The sequence below is a fragment of the Nocardia niigatensis NBRC 100131 genome (genome assembly GCF_000308655.1).
In the GTDB taxonomy this organism is placed as follows: Bacteria; Actinomycetota; Actinomycetes; order Mycobacteriales; family Mycobacteriaceae; genus Nocardia; species Nocardia niigatensis.
In genome coordinates this window covers 104,339-122,239 of the sequence record NZ_BAGC01000002.1, presented here as the reverse complement: position 1 = coordinate 122,239, position 17,901 = coordinate 104,339, and the positions used below count along the sequence as shown (strand labels likewise).

The window sequence follows — 17,901 nt, the reverse complement described above, 5'->3', positions numbered from 1 at the left end:
GGCTGCGATGCGCGGTGAGGGCGCGAATGTCGTTCATGCCGGCGCCTTTTCGGTGTCCGGTTGGACGGCGCGGATTCGTTCGGCGATCTCGGACTTCACGTACGGCTTCTCGGGTTTCATGAGACTCGTCAGCGTGGCCCTGGACACGTGCGCCAGTTCAGTGATCTGCGCCCGGGTCATGGACGCTTCCAGTCGCTCGACGTGGGCGCGTACGGGCCCGGCGTCGACGAGCCCTTGCATGCACGGCACGCACCTCGCGAACGGAGACGCGAACTCGCGCCCGCACTCGCACACCCGCACGGTCACGGGCTTTTCCACGGTCACGGGCTTTTCCACGCCGAGCCACGCACGCAGGTCGCGCCGCCCGGCCGGGGTCGCGCAGTTGAACCCGGCCCGGATGCTGTATTCCTCGCCGGTGCGGTGCGCGTCCTTCCCGCATTCCAGGCGAACTGGACAAGCCTTGACGCAGACGCGCTTCGCGCGCTTCTGCGCTTCGTGGTCTCCCGTGACCACCCAGTCGGCCGGAGACCCTCCACACGCCGCTCGGGCATGCCAGTTCATTCTGCGGCCCCCACCCTCACCTCAGGGTCGGCCGTGCGCGCGTTCGCCTCGGCGACCGTCTGGTCGAACAGCTTCCCGCGCAGCTCCTTTCGCTGCTCACGAAGGTTGGCGATCTGGGTCTTCGCGGCCGCGATCTGCTTCAGCAGGCCCGCGTTCCTCTCCTGGAAGCGCGTGTTGGCCGTGTCGAGGATCGCGATCTTCGCCTCGGCAACGTCGAGATCCGCGCGCAGCTGGGCATTCTCGGCGCGCAGCTGCTCGACCATCTGCTCGTCGACTGTCTCGGGATCGGTCACCATTGCTCCCCCACAAGGTTGCGGAGGCGACCGGCGATCTCCGCGTTCGTGAGCCCCGCCCCGTCTGTCGCGTCCAGCTCGTCAGCGAAATCGAGCACGGAGGTACGCAATTCGGTGCAGTTCTGCAGCGCGTGCTCGGCGAGTTCCGCGATCGCGGTCCCAAGGGCGGTGTGCGGTGCGCTCATTCGGTCACCGCCTCACCGGCCGGCGCCTGATCGGTCTCGTCCTGTGCCGCCCGTGCGTGGTGGCGCTCGCGGGCGGCGTCGAACTTGGCCCGATCGGCGATGTACCAAACCTGGATACGGCGCATGGACCCATCGGGGAACGGGCCGTGGAGCCTGCGCACACCGTCGTCTGAGGTTTCATCGTTGACGAGGCCCAGCAATCCCGCCCACTGCTGCGCGACCGCCGCAGGATCGGCGTGATCGTCCTCGTCAACCATTCCGGACAGCTCGGGAAGTTCCCGGCTGAACGACAATGTCCACCACAACGGAGGAGCGTCCGGTGCGAGCGCGTTCATGAACTCTGCGACAGCGGGCCGGATCGCGTCCTGCAGGGTCCAGCGGTCCATGGTGATCGGTGCTTGTGTCACCAGTTCACCGCCTGACCATTGTCGAGCAGGCGGGGCCGGTCGACGCAGACCTCGAGGCGCTCGTCGTAGATGGGGTACGTCTGGGTCGGTGCTTCGGCGAACGCTTTCGCCTGCAGTGCGGCGGCGACAATGGGGTCCGGGTTGCGGCGGAATCGCACCCAGGCACGCCAGCCGCGACGATGCTTGACCATTACAATCTCCTTGATCTCTGGAATGCGCCCCGCTCGAGCTGCTATCTCGGGCGGGGCGCGGTGATGTCAGGGGTTTGGCAGGTCGCCCAGCGCGGGGAATTCATCACCCGCGCTGGGCTTCCCGATCCCCCGGTCCGCGACAACCCAGCGGCCGGAGGACGGATGACGGCCGCGCGCCGCGCGCCGCTGGTAGGTGCGCTGCTTGCGGGAATCGGAGATCAGCGCGGCGCCGAGCCAGATCCCGATTCCGATCGCGATCACCCCGCAGACGCCCAGCACGATGACGACCACGGCGAAAAGCTGCATCACGCCGATCCAGCCGGTCGCGTACAGCAGCCAGTTGCCGACCAGGGCGGCGAACCAGGGCCAGGTGACGTGCATGAAGGCGTCGGTTGCCTGCCCGAGGCGATGCCTCATGGTGTCCCTCCCATGCTGGCGATCAGGCCGAGCACGACCATGGAGGCGATGACCAGGGCGCCGAGGGCGACATCGCGCAGCAGGGCGAGCGTGTCGGGGTCCGGGTGCGGGATGTGGTGCGGGATGTGGAAGCTCATCGTGGAATCACCACCAGGCCAAGCCATCCCAAGGTGAGGACCACGAGCATCGTCACGACCGCCGTTACCAGCAGAGTTCGGGTGTCGATGATGGTCACTGCGGCCACGCTCCGGCCACGAGATCCCAGTGCGGCAGCAGGATCGGCGTCGGCGTGGGCTGCGGGAGCTCGCGCACCCACGCGTAGACGGTCGGGCGAAGATGATTCGACGGCTCGGGCACGCTTTCCGAGCACGCGAGACGAATCAGCGAAGGCAGCGCGGCGATGGCCAGCGCCCACAACCCCACGAAGAGCGCGACGATCATGCCGGGCCCCAGGGCAACACGCCGATCGGGGTCTGCATGGGCAGGGGCAGGATCTCGGGAATCGGCTTCGGGGCGGGGTGAATCAGCGAGCAGATCCAGGTGAGCAGGTCCACAGGTATCTCCTTGTCTGCGTTGGGATTTGGAGGTGCGCCTGCGCCGGGCAGAGTGAGGGCTCTGGGATCCCGGCCCGGGCGCGCACTCGGCAGCGCGGCGGGGCGGATACCGCCGAGTGGCTCTGGGGTCAGGCCGACCGGCGACGATTCAGGCGGCGGCGGCTCGCGGGGGTCAGGCCAGCGGGATCGGGCACCACGACGATCGCCGGGCGGGCGAGCAGCTCGATCGAGCGCGCGATGTCGCTGTCCGTCATGCGCCAGGTCCGGCCGACCAGGCGGCCGGGGAGCTCGCGGCGGCGCAAGCGGCGCAGCAGCCAGTCAATCGACGGCGCGCCGATCCGGTCGGCGGCGTAATCGAGTGCGTGCGTGCGCGTTTCGGGCTCGGTGATTTCAGGTTCGGTGGTCGTCATGCTGCCTCTCCTTCGTCCAGACCGGCGGCGGTCGCGAGATCGGTGAGCGACTTGCCGAGCCACCGCGCGGTGGCGGCGAGCTCGTCGACGGTGAACGGGAAACGGCCGCTCAGGCGGTTGCGCGCCGTGGGTTCGGTCCTGCCGATGACCTGCGCGAATTCGCGTACGCGTTTGCGCTGACGGCCCATTTCAGCGCGGATCTCAGCGGCTAGTCGCTCCGTGTCGGTGATGCCCTTCACGCTCGTCACCATACACGTATTTACGTTCAGAGAACTTCGTTACGTTTGTGGCGTGTCATTTACGTTCTACGCGTTCTAAAGGTACGCAGCGAGCGTTTTTTGCTACCCTCGCGGGCATGGGTAGATCCACCATCGGCCCAGCGGGGGTTGCCGGCCGCGCGGTCTCGCGAGAGATACGCGCCGAACTCGCGCGCCGGAATATGAGTCAGCTCGACCTAGCCAAGGCGGCCGGCCTCGGGCCGACCTACCTGAACGTCAGGTTGCGGGATGACTTGCCACTGAACGTCAACGACCTCGAGTCGATCGCCCGCGTGCTGAGCTGGTCGATGGTCACGCTGCTACGCCCGGCCGACGAGGCACTCGTCGAGGCCGCGGGCGTGCGCGAGGGAACCAGGTCGGCAGGCGTCGAGACGTTCACCGGCGAAGGCGACGCCGACCGCGCGGCCGAGCTCCAGAAGCGCGCCGAGGCGCGCCAGCGCAACGCTTGAGGGCGGCGCGCTGGCGCGTGCTGCTATCGAAGTTCCTCGAATATGGCTACGTGCCAGCCATATCCGGGAATGGCGGTCCAGCCTCGCCGACGCTCAGGCGTGCCGAGCTTGGCGCGAATCGCCTCGCTATCGAGGGCGATCAACTGCTCCAGGGTGGTGTCCTCACACGGCACGATCTCGATGACGCCGTCGTTGTGCACCATGAGCGATCCGATTTCGACGCGATGTCGGTCCGGGTCGATGCGGACGCGTCCCAGCGGTTCGCCATGCTCAATGCCGAGCTCGTGCAGAGCGCGAACGTGTCGAGCAAGTGCCTGTTCCAGGGGTGCGGGAATCTCCGCGCGCCCGATTCCAAACTCGATGGGCTCGCTCAAGGACGGCCCCTGTGAAATTGATGCATTGCACGCCTCTTCCCCGCCCAGCGTGGCCCCTCGCCAGGTCATGAACTGACTATTCGATTGAAGAGTCCACGAGACGCGCCGCCGACATGGGCGAGCGCTTGCTTCCGAGGTTAGCGCCGCGAATCAATGGGCAGATCGATTTCATTCGGGAGTGTCGCGAATGAACGTCAGGGATGCCGTACGCCGTTATCTATCAACATATTTCAGGCGCAAACGACTTTTATCGAAGCCCGTCAACCAGCTGTTACGCGAGATCCACAGTCTGACACGAATTGTCGGATATCTATAGTCCGACAGATACCGGTCAGTTTGACCGTGCGGTCTGTTTGTGCAGGATAGACATGGTATCCGTCAGCAGCAGAGTCCGACTCACAGCAAATTCACAGCCGAGCCGCGAACTAGAACCTGTGCTCACATCCACCCGCCGTCGGTGGCCAAATATTCCGAATGGAAATTATTTCGTGAGGGTGGATTGTCTAGAACGCGCGAATTGTGATGAATTTCTAGCTGGCACATTAAGTCATATTGATGGCACGCTGATCGGCCCTGTCGCGGCCCTGCCGAGGGCCTCGCCGGGGCCTGTGTACGACACGTTCGACGGGTCGCCCGCCGTGCCGCCGAGGTGTGGACCGCGTCCACACTCGCGTCTAACATGCAGGTCAGGAGCCGCGCTGAAATTCACTGAGACGCGCGGAACCGCTGGTCAAGGAGAATCAGCAGCTCGATAAGCGGGGTTCAAATCCCCTATCCTCCGCTTCGAAAGCCCCGGCCGGACTCAGTCCGGCCGGGGCTTTCCGCATGTCGGCGCCGGGCGACCCCGCTCAGCCCTCGGGTTCGGATTCCCGCAACGCGTGGGCGACCTCGTCCAGCGCGGCCTCCAGCGCTGCCGCGTAGGCGTCGATGTCGGGGATGACTGCGGGGTCGGCGTGGAGGGAGACGGTCAGGGTGTCGCCGAGACCGTGGAGGCCGTGGGTCAGGTGCATGACGGCGCCCAGGGCGGGGAAGCCGGCTGTGAAACGGGCCGCGCCGCCGCCGAACTCGAGGTCCGCTGTGCCGCGGTCGACGCTGGAGACGACGGTGTGACCTGAAACTCGTGGGGGGAGTGCGTTTATGGGGGCGCGCGTCACCTCACGGTGCAGGAGGGGGGCGGGGAGGACTGCGGTTACGGCGTCCTGGGCGTTTTGGAGGGGGTGGGCGGCGCGGTGACGGCGGGCGGCGAGGTCGGCCGCGATGCGGGTGGCCCGGGCGCGCGGATCGGGTTCGGAGACGGACAGATCCACCGAGAGGTCGCGGTAGCCGTTGTGGGTGTCGCCGGGCGCGGCTGTCGCCATGGGGACCTGGGCGCGGAGTTCGGGCGGCAGCGCGCCGCGGGCGCGGAGGTGGCGTTCCAGTGCGATCGAGACGGCGGTGAGGGCCACCACGGTCACCGAGTGGGACGGGACCCGCAGGCGATGCTTGTCGCACACCAGCATTCGCACGGTGTGGGCGGCGGGCGGCCCGCCCTCGCCGTTCAGGATGGTCGGGTCGGCGTCGGGTGCGGGCGGGGGTAGTTCACCGGCGGCCGTGAGCTCGGCCAGCTGCCGCTGGGCCCGGGCGGCGGCCACGCCGCGAACGACGGTGCGCGCCATATCGATCGGGATGGCGGGCAGGGCGATGGTGGTGGCGAGGGCGCGCGTGGCGGTGGCGCGGATGGCGCGCGGGAGGCGGTGATCGACGAGCCGGCCGGCGGGCACCGGGGCCGTCGATGCCGGAAAGTCACTGCGGCCGAACAGGGCGCGCGCCATGGCGGCGGCGCGGCGGCCGTCGGCCAGCGCGTGCGATAGCTGGAGCACCGCTATGAGCGCGGTCTCGCCGGTAGCGAATCCCGGCACATCGCGGACCTTCCGGAAGACGTGCAGCCGCCAGGGGCGGTCGCTCGCAATCAGGCCCGTGGCGAGCAGATCGCCGAGCGCGGCGGTGACACCGCCCCAGGTCGCATCGCTCCGGTGATGGTCGACGAACTGCTCATCAGTGAATTCGCAAGTCACCCAAATCGGATACGCAATGTTTGCAGGAGTATCCAGCACGCGCACCAGCAAATCCGGAATATGGAGTACCCGGTCCGCGACGTCCGCCCGCAGCTCGCCCGCCTCGCGTCCGGTGTCCGCGAAGCAGTAGAGCAGGAACAGATCGTTGCGGGTACGCGCGGACAGCCAGTACATGGTGGCGTCCCGGGCGGCCAGGGATTTCACCCGACGACCATAACGAAACCCCGCCCTGCCCAGCGGCTCTGGGTGCTACCGTTTGTAGTAGAAGCCTTACCATTCTCCCGGGGGCGGGGTGACCGCGATGGCAACCACCAACAGGTTCGCCGATCGACTTGCGGAACAAGCCGATGACATGGACCAGCGCTACAAAGGCGCCGCATTCCTGAAAAGATCCATCAACAAGGTATTTCCGACCCACTGGTCGTTCCTGCTCGGTGAAATAGCGCTGTACAGCTTCGTCATTCTGCTGCTGTCCGGCATCTATTTGACCTTGTATTTCGACCCGTCCATGCAGGACGTGACCTACAACGGGGCCTACCAGCCGCTGCGCGGGGTCACCATGTCACGCGCCTACGAGAGCGCGCTGAACATCTCCTTCGACGTCCGCGGCGGACTCTTCGTCCGGCAGGTACACCACTGGGCCGCACTGCTGTTCACCGCGGCCATGATCATCCACATGTGCCGGGTCTTCTTCACCGGCGCCTTCCGCAAACCCCGCGAGGCCAACTGGGTGATCGGCGCGCTGCTGTTCATCATGGCCATGTTCGAGGGCTTCTTCGGCTACTCACTCCCCGACGACCTGCTCTCCGGCACCGGCCTGCGCGCCGCCTTCGCCGGAATCACCTTGGGCAGCCCGGTGATCGGCACCTGGCTGCACTGGCTCATGTTCGGCGGGGACTTCCCCGGCAGCATCATCATCCCGCGGCTCTACATCGCGCACGTCCTACTGCTGCCCGGAATCATGCTGGCGCTCATCGGAATTCACATTGCACTGGTCTGGTACCAGAAGCACACCCAGTACCCGGGCCCGGGACGCACCGAGAAGAACGTCATCGGTACCCGGATCGTGCCGGTCTTCTCCCTCGATCAGGGCGCGTACTTCGCCTTCACCCTCGGCGTGCTGGCGCTCATGGGCGGACTGCTGCAGATCAATCCGATCTGGAACCTGGGGCCCTACAACCCCTCTCAGGTCTCCGCCGGCACCCAGCCCGACTTCTACATGATGTGGACCGACGGATTTCTGCGCCTGTTCCCGGCCTGGGAGGCCTATCCCTTCGGGCACACCGTCCCGGGCGCGTTCTCCGTGGCGCTGTTCATGCCGCTCATCTTCACGCTGATCATCGCCTACCCGTGGATCGAGAAGCGGCTCACCGGAGATCGGGCCCGGCACAACCTGCTGCAGCGGCCGCGCGACGTGCCGGTGCGCACCGCCATCGGGGCCATGTCGCTGAGTTTCTACCTGATCCTCACCCTGGCCTGCGTCAACGACATCATCGCCTTCAAGTTCGACATCTCGCTCAATGCCACCACCTGGGCCTTCCGCATCGCGCTGCTCACCGTCCCGGCGCTGGCCTACACCATCGCCTACCGGCTGTGCGTGGGCCTGCAGCGCGCCGACCGCAGTGTGCTCGAGCACGGCATCGAAACCGGTGTGGTGCGGCGGCTTCCGCACGGCGAGTACATCGAGGTGCACCAGCCGCTCGGCCCCGTGGACGAACACGGCCATCCGATTCCGCTGGAGTATCAGGGCGCCCGCGTGCCCCGGAAGATGAACGAACTCGGCGTCGCCGGACGGCCCGGCACCGGCGCGTTCTTCTGGGCCGATCCGCCCGAGGAACGCGAACTCAATGCCGCCAACGACCAGGCCGCCGAGCACGCGCGGCTGGCGGTGCTGCGTAACGCTCAGAACCGCACCCACAGCAACCAGAACCCACAGTTCGCGGCCCGGCTCGATTCTGGACTGACGGAGCGGGGGAGCGAAGCGGATGAGCGGAGGAGGGAAGAAGCGAGCTTCCAGGGCCGCGAACCCGCCCGAAGCGAAGCGAAGGGCGGATGAACAGAGCCCCCGAGTCTCCGGGACTCGGGGGCTTCTCGTTTTTCCCGGTGGAGCAGCGGTCAGGCCCGCTTGAACTCGCCATCGGAGACGCCCGCTACGAAGGCGTCCCATTCGCCGGGGGTGAAGGCCAGGATCGGCCCGCGCCCGTGCTCCTTGCTATCGCGGACCGCGACATTGCCGTCGCCGAGAAAGGCGACCTCCACGCAGTTGCCGTTGGGGCCGCTGTGTTTGCTCTTGCGCCACACGGCGCCTGTGAAATCCACCTTCACGGTACTAGCTCCTTTTCTGCGTCAAGCTTGGAATCCTGCTGGCATCGATCTCGGCGACCTCGGGATCCGTCGAAAATCGGGAATCCCGGGCGCGCCACGGGTTGCACGCAAACGCTCCGTACAACCTGTCTCCGCACTTCGCGATGGGAATGCACCCCCGGTGGCCGTTCCCGCGCTAAACCCTAGCAGGCTTCGTCATAGGGAGATCGCATTCTTTCGTTTTCAATCAGCAAATTTACGGCAAGGTTTGCCAGCTAATTATTTGCACTGAAATAGCCGTAATTTGAGGCTATGTGATTTCAGAAGTCCGAATTCCGTTATCCGGCCATTCGCGCACCCCCCGGCAAACTCCGTGCACGCACCCGTCACCCGTGATGGGGAATCATGGAGAACATGCCCCAGCCCACCCAGGACGACACCGGACGGGACCGAGACGAGAACGGACGTGCCCGGAATGCCCGACCTCGTGACCGTTTTGGGCGACCTCTCCCATTCGGCAGCGCCGGTGTCGCCCGCATCCCCGATGATCTCGACCTGCCACCGGCCGAAACCCTCGACTACGCCCAGCGCCTCCTCGACGACGGCCTGGCTTTCAACGCCCACGAGGTACTCGAGGCCGCGTGGAAGAACGGTCCGTTCGCCGAGAAGTCGCTGTGGCAGGGCCTCGCGCAGTTTGCCGTTGGACTCACCCACATTCAGCGCGGAAACCCCAAGGGCGCCCGCACCCTGCTGGAGCGCGCGGCACAGCGTCTCGCCGCATACGGTCCCGCGCCCTACGGCATCGACGCACCCGGTCTGCTGGACCGCGCATACACCCTGCTGACCGCACTCGACCAGGGAAAAACCATCTCCGACAACGATCTTCGGCCGCGTCTCACAATCCCCCACTGAATTCGCAGTCCAGCTGTCACACCACAGCCCGGATATGCGCCCGCGACAGTGCGAAGGACCAGCGGGAGTGCGAAGCATGCGAACTACCATCGAGAACCGTGCCCACCGACCCCGCCACAGCGACCACCGACCGTCGGGATCCCCGCCCCGGCCACGGCCGCTTCGCGCCCAGCCCATCCGGCGACCTGCACCTGGGCAACCTGCGCACCGGACTGCTGGCCTGGCTGTTCGCCCGGTCCACCGGACGCGGATTCCTGATGCGGGTCGAGGATCTGGACCGGGTGAAAACGGGTGCGGCACAGCGGCAGTTGGAGGATCTGTCGGCCATCGGCCTGGACTGGGATCCACCGGTGGTGTGGCAGTCCCAGCGGCTGCCGCTCTACACCGCTGCCATCGAGCGCCTGACCGCCGCGGGCCACACCTACGAATGCTTCTGCACGCGTAAGGAGATCCAGCAGGCGGTGACCGCGCCGCACGGTCCGATGGGCGCCTACCCGGGGACCTGCCGGAATCTCACCGAACGCGAGAAGCAGCGGCGGCGCGACGAGGGCCGGCCCGCCGCGCTGCGATTGCGCTCCGGCGTCACCGAATTCACCGTCACCGACCGCTTGCTCGGCGAATATCGCGGCGCGGTGGACGATCTGGTGCTGCGACGCGGCGACGGCACCCCCGCCTACAACCTCGCGGTGGTGGTCGACGACGCCGACCAGGGCATCGATCAGGTGGTGCGCGGCGACGACCTGCTGCCCTCCACGCCGCGGCAGGCGTACCTGGCCACCCTGCTGGGCCTGCCGATGCCCGAATACGTCCATGTCCCGTTGGTGCTCAACACCTCCGGGCAACGCCTCGCGAAGCGCGACGGCGCGGTCACCCTGCGCGACCGGATGGCCCTCGGCGAATCCCCGCACCAGGTGCTGGGCGCGCTCGCCGCGTCATTGGGCTACGCAGGCGCGACTACGCCGTCCGCCGTGCTGGCACAATTCAACCCGGAGAACCTGCCACGCGAACCGTGGACACTCGACCCCAACGGGTTGTTGCAACCCAGTTCGTGTCCGTAACGTACGCACTCGACCCAGATCCCGAACGAATTCGACGAGGACGGCGAAACAATGACGAGCGGTGGGTACGACCCCAACCAGTATCCGCAGGGTGGCCAGCCGTACGGGCAGCCGCAACAGCCCCAGCAGCCGTACGGGCAGCAGCCCTACGGACAGCAGTCCGACCCCTACGGCCAGCAGCCGCAGCCTTACGGCCAGCAGTCCGACCCCTACGGTAAGCAGCCGGAGCAGCCGTACGGCCAGCAGCCCTACGGCCAGCAGTCCGATCCCTACGGCCAGCAGCCGCAGTTCGGTCAGCAGTCGTTCGGTCAGTCCGACCCCTACGGCCAGCAGCAGCCCTACGGCCAGCAGCCGTACCAGCCCTACCCGGGCGGCGGCCAGCCCGGTTTCGGCGCCGGCGGATTCGGTGGCGCGCAGCCGGGTGACCTGTGGACCCGGTTCGCCGCCCGCATCATCGACAGCCTGATCATCGGCATCCCGGGCGCCATCATCGAGGCGCTGCTGCCCAACAACATCGCGTGGGCCTGGAGCGTGCTGCTGCCGGTCATCCTGTTCGGCTACTTCATCCTGATGGAGACCCAGCAGGGCGGCCAGACGCTCGGCAAGAAGATCCTGGGCCTGCGCGTGGTCGGCCCCGGCGGCGGCCCGATCGACCCGGCCACCTCGGCCAAGCGCAACCTGTACATCATCGTCCAGCTGATCCCGTGCCTGGGCTGGCTGATCGGCCTCGGTATGGCGATCTACATCGCGATCACCATCGAGCAGGACCCGAACAAGCAGGGCTGGCACGACAAGTTCGCCGGCGGCACCCAGGTGCTGAAGGGCTGACCTTCCCCGGCAGGCTCGAGAAATGGGGCGCATCCGCACGGATGCGCCCCATTTTCATCTCCGGGATGGCCGAACCGATTGCCACCCAACAGCTTCCGTCAGGATGAGCCCGTCGCCCCGGCGATGATCAGGATCAGGAACAGGGCGACGCCGATGACGATGCTGATGCCGCTCACCCAGACGCCGCCCAGCGCGAGCCCACGGCCCTGCTGCTGGGTATTCTTGAGCTGGTTCAGCGCCACAATGCCCAGCACCAGGCCGACGATCGAGACGATCGGCAGGAACGCGCAGAAGAACATGGCAGGCACGCCGATGATCGACACCACCAGCGAGGCGATGGCCAGCGAATTGGTCTGCTGCACCGGTGCGCCGTAGCCGTAGGGCTGGTATCCCGGCTGGCCGTAGGCCGGGGACTGCTGCCCGGCGGCCGGATAGCTCGGGTAGGACGGCATCGGATTCGCCTGCGGCGGTTGATAGTTCGGGTACACCGGCTGCGGCGGCGGGGTCAGCGGTGGATTCTGGTACTGCGGCGCGGAGGTATAGCCGGCCGGTGGCGGGGCCGACTGCGGCGGCGCCGCGGGCGGGGTCTCGGGCGTCACGCCCTCACCGCCGTACTGCTTCCACCACTCGTCGGAATCGCCGGGAGTCGTCATTCGCCAATCCTAGGCCAACCCATCGGTCGGTACCCATCGGTCGAGGCAGGGATACTTTCCGGCGTGAGTGATATCGAAAAGAGCGACACCGAGCAGCAGGTCGGCACCGACCGATCTGGGCACCCCGCGCCCGAGCACGCGGCATTCGCGGACGCGGCGGGGGGATATTTCACGCCGGTGGCGGTGGCCTTCACCGCCGTCCTGCTGATCTCGAACGTCTGTGTCGCCAAAGGCGTCCAATTCTTCACCGGACACCATGTGTCCTTCGGCCCCATCACCGTGCTGCCGCTCACCATGGACGGCGCGTTCTTCCTCTTCCCGCTCGCCTACGTCATCGGCGACGTCCTCAGCGAGGTCTACGGGTTCCGCGCGACCCGCCGGATCGTCTACTACGGGTTCGCCGCGCTGCTGCTGATGATCGCCTGCTTCCAGATCGTCATCAAGCTGCCCACCGGAGACCTGGATCAGAACGGTTCCGCGTTCGGGGACGTGCTCGGCCACACCCCGCAGCTGGCGTTCGCCGGCATCGCGGGCTACTTCGTGGGCCAGTTCCTCAACTCGGCCACCCTGGTGCTCATCAAGGAGCGCACCAAGGAGAAGCACCTGTGGGCCCGGCTCCTCGGCTCCACCGTGGCGGGCGAATTCGGCGACACCTTCGTCTTCTGCTCCATCGCCGCCACCGCCATCGGCATCCACACCTGGGGCGACTACATCAACTACACGCTCGTGGGCTTCGTCTGGAAGACGCTCGTCGAGATGATGGTGCTGCCGATCAGCTACCGCTGCATCGCCTTCCTGAAGCGGCACGAGCCCTCGTACCGCCCGCGCGAACGCTCCGCCATCTACGAGTGACGCGACCGGCTTTGGCGCGGCCGGATCGAACTCCCTTACCGGCCAGGGGCTTTGATACGGCCGCGCCAACGGCCGAGGAACTCGTTCTGGTAATCGTCGAAATACCCGCCGTCGATGCTCTCCCGCACCCGATCCACCAGCCGCACCGTGAACCGCTCGTTGTGGATGGTGCACAGTGTCGAGGCGAGCATCTCCTTCGCCTTGAACAGGTGGTGGATGTAGGCGCGGGTGTAGTTGGCGCAGGTGTAGCAGTCGCAGGTCGCGTCGACGGGCGTGAAGTCCCGCTTGAACCGGGCCGTATTGATATTGAAGCGACCCTCGTCGGTGTACAGCGCCGCATTCCGCGCCACGCGTGAGGGATTCACGCAGTCGAAGGTGTCCGCGCCGTTCTCCACCGCGGTGAAGATGTCCTCCGGCTCGCTGATGCCGAGCAGGTGCCGCGGCTTGCCCTCGGGCAGCTCGTCACAGCACCAGCCGACGATGGTGCCCAGGTTGTGCTTCTCCAGCGCGCCGCCGATGCCGTAGCCGTCGAATCCCGTTCCGGCCGCGCCCCGCAACTCCTCCAGATCCCGGCATGCCTTGCGGCGCAGGTCCTCGTACTGCGCGCCCTGTATGACACCGAACAACGCCTGATAGGGCCGATGCGAGCGGGCCGCGGTGAGCCGCTCGTGCTCGTCCAGGCAGCGCTGCGCCCACCGCCGGGTGCGCTCCAGCGATTCCTCCTGGTAGCCACGGGTGTTCATGAGCGTGGTGAGCTCGTCGAAGGCCATCATGACGTCCGCGCCCAGCTGATGCTGGATGCCCATGGACACCTCGGGTGTGAAGCGGTGCTCGGAGCCGTCCAGGTGCGAGCGGAAGGTGACGCCGTCGTCGTCGACGTGCGCCAGCCGCTCCTTGCCCTTGGCGATCACATCGTCGTTCTGCACGCCGACCGATTCCATGGCCAGCACCTTCTTGAAGCCGACACCCAGCGACATGACCTGGAAGCCGCCGGAGTCGGTGAAGGTCGGGCCGTGCCAGTTCATGAACGTGGCCACGCCCCCCGCCTCGTCCACGATGTCCGGGCCGGGCTGCAGATAGAGGTGATAGGCGTTGGCGAGCAGCGCCTGCGAGCCGAGCTCCTTCATGGTCTCCGGCAGCACCGCCTTGACCGTCGCCTTGGTGCCGACCGGAATGAAGGCCGGGGTGGCGATGTCCCCGTGGGGGGTGCTGATCACGCCCGTCCGGCCGTGCCGTCCTTCCAGACGGGTACCGACCTTGAACGAGAACTCGGAGGCAGCAGACACGCAAGCCATCCTCTCACCCGGCGAAAAAATGGCCTGGCCCGCACCGTTGGGTGCGGGCCGGGTGCGGATTCGAGCGCCGAGCCCGCTCGGGTGCGGGCCCGACTGTTCCTCAGGGGACGATCGAGGCGTCAGCTCTTGCTGAGCGCCACGGCATCGGGTTCCGGATTGTCGACACTGTTGCCCTCGCCGCCGGTGATGGCGCCGGCGAACTGCGCGTTGTAGAGCCGGTAGTACGCGCCCCGCGCGGCCAGCAGCCGCTCGTGGGTGCCCTGTTCGACGATCTTGCCCTTCTCCATCACCACGATGGTGTCGGCATCGCGAATCGTCGAAAGCCGGTGCGCGATCACGAAACTCGTGCGGTCCCGGCGCAGCGCCGCCATGGCGTGCTGCACCAGCAGCTCGGTACGGGTGTCGACCGAGCTGGTGGCCTCGTCCAGGATCAGGATGGACGGCTTGGCCAGGAAAGCGCGGGCGATGGTGATGAGCTGCTTCTCACCGGCGCTGACGCCGGAGCCCTCCTCGTCGATGACGGTGTCGTAGCCGTGCGGCAGCGCGTGCACGAACCGGTCCACGTAGGCGGCCCGGGCCGCCTCGAGGATGTCCTCGTCGGAGGCACTGGGATTGCCGTAGGCGATGTTCTCCCAGATGGTTCCGCCGAACAGCCAGGTGTCCTGCAGCACCATGCCCATCCGCGACCGCAGATGGTCGCGGGTGATGCGGGTGATGTCGACGCCGTCGATGGTGATGACGCCGGAGTCCACCTCGTAGAACCGCATGAGCAGATTGACCAGGGTGGTCTTGCCCGCGCCGGTCGGTCCGACGATGGCCACCACGTGCCCGGGTTCGGCCACCAGCGAGAGCTCCTCGATGATCGGCGTCTCCGGCTCGTAGCGGAAGGACACCTGCTCGAACGCCACCCGGCCACGATCCACCGGTCGCGAATCCTCCGGATCCGGATCCGCCGACTGCTCCTCGGCGTCGAGGATCTCGAAGATCCGTTCCGCCGACGCCACACCCGACTGCAGCAGGTTCATCATCGAACCGATCTGGGTGAGCGGCTGGGTGAATCCGCGCGAGTACTGGATGAACGCCTGCACCTCACCCAGCGACAGATTGCCCGACGCCACCCGCAGGCCACCGACCACGGCGATCAGCACATAGTTCAGGTTCCCGAGGAACATGATGGCGGGCATGATCAGGCCGGAGATGAACTGCGACTTGAACGAGGAGTCGTAGAGCTTGTCGTTGGTCTCGTCGAAGCGCTCCCCGACCTCGCGCACCCGGCCGAAGGCGCTGACCACCTCGTGGCCGGTGAAGGCCTCCTCGACCTGAGCGTTCACCTCGCCGGTGAACTTCCACTGGTCCACGAAGTGCGGCTTGGAGCGCTTGGCGATCTGCGCGGTCACGATGACCGCCAGCGGCACCGTCAGCAGCGCGATCAGGGCCAGCAGCCACGAGATCCAGAACATCATGATCAGGATGCCGATCACCGACAGCACATTGATGATCAGCTGCGACATGGTCTGCTGCAGTGTCTGCGCCACATTGTCGACGTCGTTGGTGACCCGGGAGAGCACATCGCCGCGCGGCATCGAGTCGAAGTAGCGCAGCGGCAGCCGGTGCAGCTTCTCCTCGATCTGCGCGCGCAGCCGCTTCACGGTCCGGTTGATCACGATGATCAGCAGCTGCGCTTCCAGCCACTGGAACACCGAGGCGCCGATGTAGAGCGCCAGCACCCAGGCCAGCACGTGACCCACCGCCGTGAAATCGATTCCCGTGCCGGGAATCACGTGCATGCTGGCGAGCATGTCGGCGAAGGTGTTGTTACCGGCCCGGCGCAGACCCTCGACCAGCTCGTCCTTGCTCTGCCCCGCGGGCAGCTGCTTGCCGACCACCCCGTCGAAGATGAGGTTGGTGGCCTTGCCGAGAATCTGCGGGCCCAGCGTGTTGAGCACCACCGAGCCCACGGCCAGCAGGAAGACCACGCCCAGGTAGACCCGGTCCGGCGCGAGCATGCGCAGCACGCGCTTCAGCGACGGGCCGAAGGACTTCGCCTTGGCATCCGGCGCACCGGGATTGACCGCTCCGGGCCTCATCGCACCTCCTCCGCGCTGAACTGCGACTCCACGATCTCGCGGTATTCGGGACAGCCCCGCAGCAATTGCTCGTGGGTGCCGATGCCGGCCATCGCGCCGTCCTCCAGCACCACGATCTGATCGGCGTCCCGGATCGTCGAGATCCGTTGCGCCACAATGATGACCGACGCGTTCGAGGTCTCCGGTCTCAGCGCCTCCCGCACCCGCATGTCGGTGCTCACGTCGAGGGCGGAGAAGCAGTCGTCGAACAGGTAGATGCGCGGCTTGCGCACCAGCGCGCGGGCGATCGCCAGCCGCTGACGCTGACCGCCGGAGACGGTCGTACCACCCTGTGCCACGGGCGTTTCCAGGCCCTGCGGCATCTCGCGCACGAAGTCGGCGGCCTGCGCGATCTCGAGCGCGTGCCAGAGTTCCTCGTCGGTGGCATCCGGTTTGCCGTAGCGCAGATTGGAGGCGACGGTGCCGGAGAACAGGTACGCCTTCTGCGGCACCAGGCCGATCTCCGAGCGCAGCGTCTCCAGGGGCAGGTGCCGGACGTCGGTGCCGCCCACGTAGACCGCGCCGTCGGTGACGTCGATGAGCCGCGGAATCAGGTTGACCAGTGTGGTCTTGCCGGCGCCGGTCGCGCCCACGATGGCGGTGGTGGTGCCCGGCGCGGTCCGGAACTGGATGGCCCGCAGCACCGGCTTCTCGGCGCCCGGGAACTTGAACTCGGCGAAGGCCAGATCCACCGTTCCCGGATCGTCCTGGAACTGTTGCGGCAGACGGGGTTCCGCCACCGAGGACTCGGTGTCGAGCACCGCGCCGATGCGCTCTGCCGAGACCGTGGCGCGCGGGGCCATCATGGCCAGGAAGGAGGCCATCATGACCGCCATCAGGATCTGCATGATGTAGGCCAGCATCGCGGTGAGCGAGCCGATCTGCATCTCGCCGTTGTCGATGGCGTGACCGCCGAACCAGATGACGCCGACCGTGGTCAGGTTCGAGATGAGCATGACGGCCGGGAACATGAGAGCCATGTACTTTCCGACATAGAGCGACTGCTCGGTCAGCTCGGTATTGGCGACTCCGAAGCGCCAGGTCTCCTGCCGCTCCCGCACGAAGGCCCGCACCACGCGGATGCCGGTGATCTGTTCGCGTAGCACGCGGTTCACCGCGTCGATGCGCTCCTGCATGCGCCGGAAGCCCGGCACCATGCGGCTGATGATGAAGGCCATGGACAGGGCCAGCGCCGGCACCGCGATCAACAGCAGCCACGACAACTGCATGCTCTCGCGCAACGCCATGAAGATGCCGCCGATGCACATGATCGGGGCCATCACCAGGATGGTGGCGCTCATCAGCACGAGCAGCTGCACCTGGCCGACGTCATTGGTATTGCGGGTGATCAACGAGGGCGCGCCGAACATGCCGACCTCCCGCGCGGAGAAGGTGCCGACCCGGTGCAGCAGGGCCGCGCGCATATCGCGGCCCGCGCCCATGGCCGCCTGCGCGCCCAGGTACACCGAGACGGCCTGGGCCGCGATCTGGATGCCCGTCACCAGCAGCATCCACCCGCCGGTGGACCAGATGTAGCCGATATCGCCCTTGGTGACGCCGTTGTCGATGATGTCGGCGTTCAGCGTGGGCAGGTACAGCATGGCGATGACCGAGATCAGCTGGAGCACGACGACCCCCGCCAATTGCTTGCGGTAGGGCCACAGGAAGGTGCGTAGAAGTCGGATCAACATGATGAGGGC

23 protein-coding genes are annotated in these 17,901 nt (G+C 66.7%); 6 read left to right on the top strand and 17 right to left on the bottom strand.

Annotated features, from left to right (window positions below; all coding sequences use genetic code 11):
• Window positions 1-33: 33 nt before the first annotated feature.
• The 10 genes from ON33_RS01060 to ON33_RS01020 all read right to left on the bottom strand — a co-directional run bounded on the left by ON33_RS01060 (window position 34) and on the right by ON33_RS01020 (window position 3,257).
• Entirely contained in the window at window positions 34-561 is a 528-nt protein-coding gene (locus ON33_RS01060) for a WhiB family transcriptional regulator (protein ID WP_083868505.1), read from the bottom strand.
• Window positions 558-854 carry a hypothetical protein gene (locus tag ON33_RS01055; RefSeq protein ID WP_157184365.1) on the bottom strand — a complete coding sequence of 99 codons (297 nt, stop codon included), beginning with the start codon at window positions 852-854 and terminating at the stop codon, window positions 558-560. The genes ON33_RS01060 and ON33_RS01055 overlap by 4 nt, the downstream gene beginning before the upstream one ends.
• A complete protein-coding gene (locus ON33_RS01050; RefSeq protein ID WP_040853781.1) occupies window positions 851-1,039 on the bottom strand; it encodes a hypothetical protein in 189 nt (62 codons plus the stop codon). Before ON33_RS01050 ends, ON33_RS01055 begins: the two co-directional genes overlap by 4 nt.
• On the bottom strand, window positions 1,036-1,446 hold the full coding sequence (locus ON33_RS01045) for a hypothetical protein (RefSeq protein ID WP_157184364.1): 411 nt from the start codon (window positions 1,444-1,446) through the stop codon (window positions 1,036-1,038). Before ON33_RS01045 ends, ON33_RS01050 begins: the two co-directional genes overlap by 4 nt.
• Window positions 1,443-1,637: a hypothetical protein gene (locus tag ON33_RS01040; RefSeq protein WP_040853779.1), complete on the bottom strand. Its 195-nt coding sequence runs from the start codon at window positions 1,635-1,637 to the stop codon at window positions 1,443-1,445. The genes ON33_RS01045 and ON33_RS01040 overlap by 4 nt, the downstream gene beginning before the upstream one ends.
• A gap of 66 nt (window positions 1,638-1,703) precedes the next feature.
• Complete coding sequence (locus tag ON33_RS01035) at window positions 1,704-2,054, bottom strand: SDR family oxidoreductase (protein WP_040853778.1); 351 nt, start codon at window positions 2,052-2,054, stop codon at window positions 1,704-1,706.
• Window positions 2,051-2,191 (bottom strand): hypothetical protein, encoded by a 141-nt coding sequence (locus tag ON33_RS40845; protein ID WP_157184363.1) that lies wholly within the window; start codon window positions 2,189-2,191, stop codon window positions 2,051-2,053. Before ON33_RS40845 ends, ON33_RS01035 begins: the two co-directional genes overlap by 4 nt.
• Before the next feature lie 94 nt (window positions 2,192-2,285).
• The gene (locus tag ON33_RS01030) at window positions 2,286-2,495 is read right to left on the bottom strand and encodes a hypothetical protein (protein ID WP_040853777.1); all 210 of its coding nucleotides are present in this window, start codon (window positions 2,493-2,495) and stop codon (window positions 2,286-2,288) included.
• Between the two features lie 241 nt (window positions 2,496-2,736).
• On the bottom strand, window positions 2,737-3,018 hold the full coding sequence (locus ON33_RS40470; RefSeq protein WP_040853776.1) for a hypothetical protein: 282 nt from the start codon (window positions 3,016-3,018) through the stop codon (window positions 2,737-2,739).
• Complete coding sequence (locus ON33_RS01020; RefSeq protein WP_157184362.1) at window positions 3,015-3,257, bottom strand: XRE family transcriptional regulator; 243 nt, start codon at window positions 3,255-3,257, stop codon at window positions 3,015-3,017. Before ON33_RS01020 ends, ON33_RS40470 begins: the two co-directional genes overlap by 4 nt.
• A gap of 116 nt (window positions 3,258-3,373) precedes the next feature.
• On the opposite strand from ON33_RS01020, the gene ON33_RS01015 reads away from it, so the two are divergent.
• Complete coding sequence (locus ON33_RS01015; RefSeq protein ID WP_157184361.1) at window positions 3,374-3,745, top strand: helix-turn-helix domain-containing protein; 372 nt, start codon at window positions 3,374-3,376, stop codon at window positions 3,743-3,745.
• 23 nt (window positions 3,746-3,768) lie between these two features.
• On the opposite strand, the gene ON33_RS40840 is transcribed toward ON33_RS01015, so the two are convergent.
• Entirely contained in the window at window positions 3,769-4,119 is a 351-nt protein-coding gene (locus ON33_RS40840) for a hypothetical protein (protein WP_157184360.1), read from the bottom strand.
• Window positions 4,120-4,967: 848 nt separating this feature from the next.
• Window positions 4,968-6,377 (bottom strand): WS/DGAT domain-containing protein, encoded by a 1,410-nt coding sequence (locus tag ON33_RS01005; RefSeq protein ID WP_040853772.1) that lies wholly within the window; start codon window positions 6,375-6,377, stop codon window positions 4,968-4,970.
• 97 nt (window positions 6,378-6,474) lie between these two features.
• On the opposite strand from ON33_RS01005, the gene qcrB reads away from it, so the two are divergent.
• The gene (gene qcrB / locus ON33_RS01000) at window positions 6,475-8,229 is read left to right on the top strand and encodes a cytochrome bc1 complex cytochrome b subunit (RefSeq protein ID WP_083868519.1); all 1,755 of its coding nucleotides are present in this window, start codon (window positions 6,475-6,477) and stop codon (window positions 8,227-8,229) included.
• Between the two features lie 59 nt (window positions 8,230-8,288).
• On the opposite strand, the gene ON33_RS00995 is transcribed toward qcrB, so the two are convergent.
• On the bottom strand, window positions 8,289-8,498 hold the full coding sequence (locus tag ON33_RS00995; RefSeq protein ID WP_040853771.1) for a DUF397 domain-containing protein: 210 nt from the start codon (window positions 8,496-8,498) through the stop codon (window positions 8,289-8,291).
• Between the two features lie 393 nt (window positions 8,499-8,891).
• On the opposite strand from ON33_RS00995, the gene ON33_RS00990 reads away from it, so the two are divergent.
• The 3 genes from ON33_RS00990 to ON33_RS43875 all read left to right on the top strand — a co-directional run bounded on the left by ON33_RS00990 (window position 8,892) and on the right by ON33_RS43875 (window position 11,275).
• The gene (locus ON33_RS00990; RefSeq protein ID WP_040853967.1) at window positions 8,892-9,389 is read left to right on the top strand and encodes a DUF309 domain-containing protein; all 498 of its coding nucleotides are present in this window, start codon (window positions 8,892-8,894) and stop codon (window positions 9,387-9,389) included.
• 98 nt (window positions 9,390-9,487) lie between these two features.
• Window positions 9,488-10,447: a tRNA glutamyl-Q(34) synthetase GluQRS gene (gluQRS, locus tag ON33_RS00985; RefSeq protein WP_051151505.1), complete on the top strand. Its 960-nt coding sequence runs from the start codon at window positions 9,488-9,490 to the stop codon at window positions 10,445-10,447.
• Window positions 10,448-10,498: 51 nt separating this feature from the next.
• Entirely contained in the window at window positions 10,499-11,275 is a 777-nt protein-coding gene (locus ON33_RS43875; RefSeq protein WP_040853770.1) for an RDD family protein, read from the top strand.
• 98 nt (window positions 11,276-11,373) lie between these two features.
• On the opposite strand, the gene ON33_RS00975 is transcribed toward ON33_RS43875, so the two are convergent.
• Window positions 11,374-11,928: a DUF4190 domain-containing protein gene (locus ON33_RS00975; protein ID WP_040853769.1), complete on the bottom strand. Its 555-nt coding sequence runs from the start codon at window positions 11,926-11,928 to the stop codon at window positions 11,374-11,376.
• A gap of 72 nt (window positions 11,929-12,000) precedes the next feature.
• Here ON33_RS00975 and ON33_RS00970 point away from each other — a divergent pair, with 72 nt between their 5' ends.
• Window positions 12,001-12,780 carry a queuosine precursor transporter gene (locus tag ON33_RS00970; protein ID WP_040853963.1) on the top strand — a complete coding sequence of 260 codons (780 nt, stop codon included), beginning with the start codon at window positions 12,001-12,003 and terminating at the stop codon, window positions 12,778-12,780.
• Between the two features lie 35 nt (window positions 12,781-12,815).
• Here the strand turns inward: ON33_RS00970 and tgt are convergent, their stop codons facing one another.
• The 3 genes from tgt to ON33_RS00955 all read right to left on the bottom strand — a co-directional run bounded on the left by tgt (window position 12,816) and on the right by ON33_RS00955 (window position 17,892).
• Window positions 12,816-14,075: a tRNA guanosine(34) transglycosylase Tgt gene (gene tgt / locus ON33_RS00965; RefSeq protein WP_040853768.1), complete on the bottom strand. Its 1,260-nt coding sequence runs from the start codon at window positions 14,073-14,075 to the stop codon at window positions 12,816-12,818.
• Window positions 14,076-14,194: 119 nt separating this feature from the next.
• Window positions 14,195-16,162, bottom strand: coding sequence for an ABC transporter ATP-binding protein (locus ON33_RS00960; RefSeq protein ID WP_051151504.1), 1,968 nt, complete (start codon window positions 16,160-16,162; stop codon window positions 14,195-14,197).
• On the bottom strand, window positions 16,159-17,892 hold the full coding sequence (locus ON33_RS00955) for an ABC transporter ATP-binding protein (RefSeq protein WP_040853767.1): 1,734 nt from the start codon (window positions 17,890-17,892) through the stop codon (window positions 16,159-16,161). The genes ON33_RS00960 and ON33_RS00955 overlap by 4 nt, the downstream gene beginning before the upstream one ends.
• Window positions 17,893-17,901 lie beyond the last annotated feature (9 nt).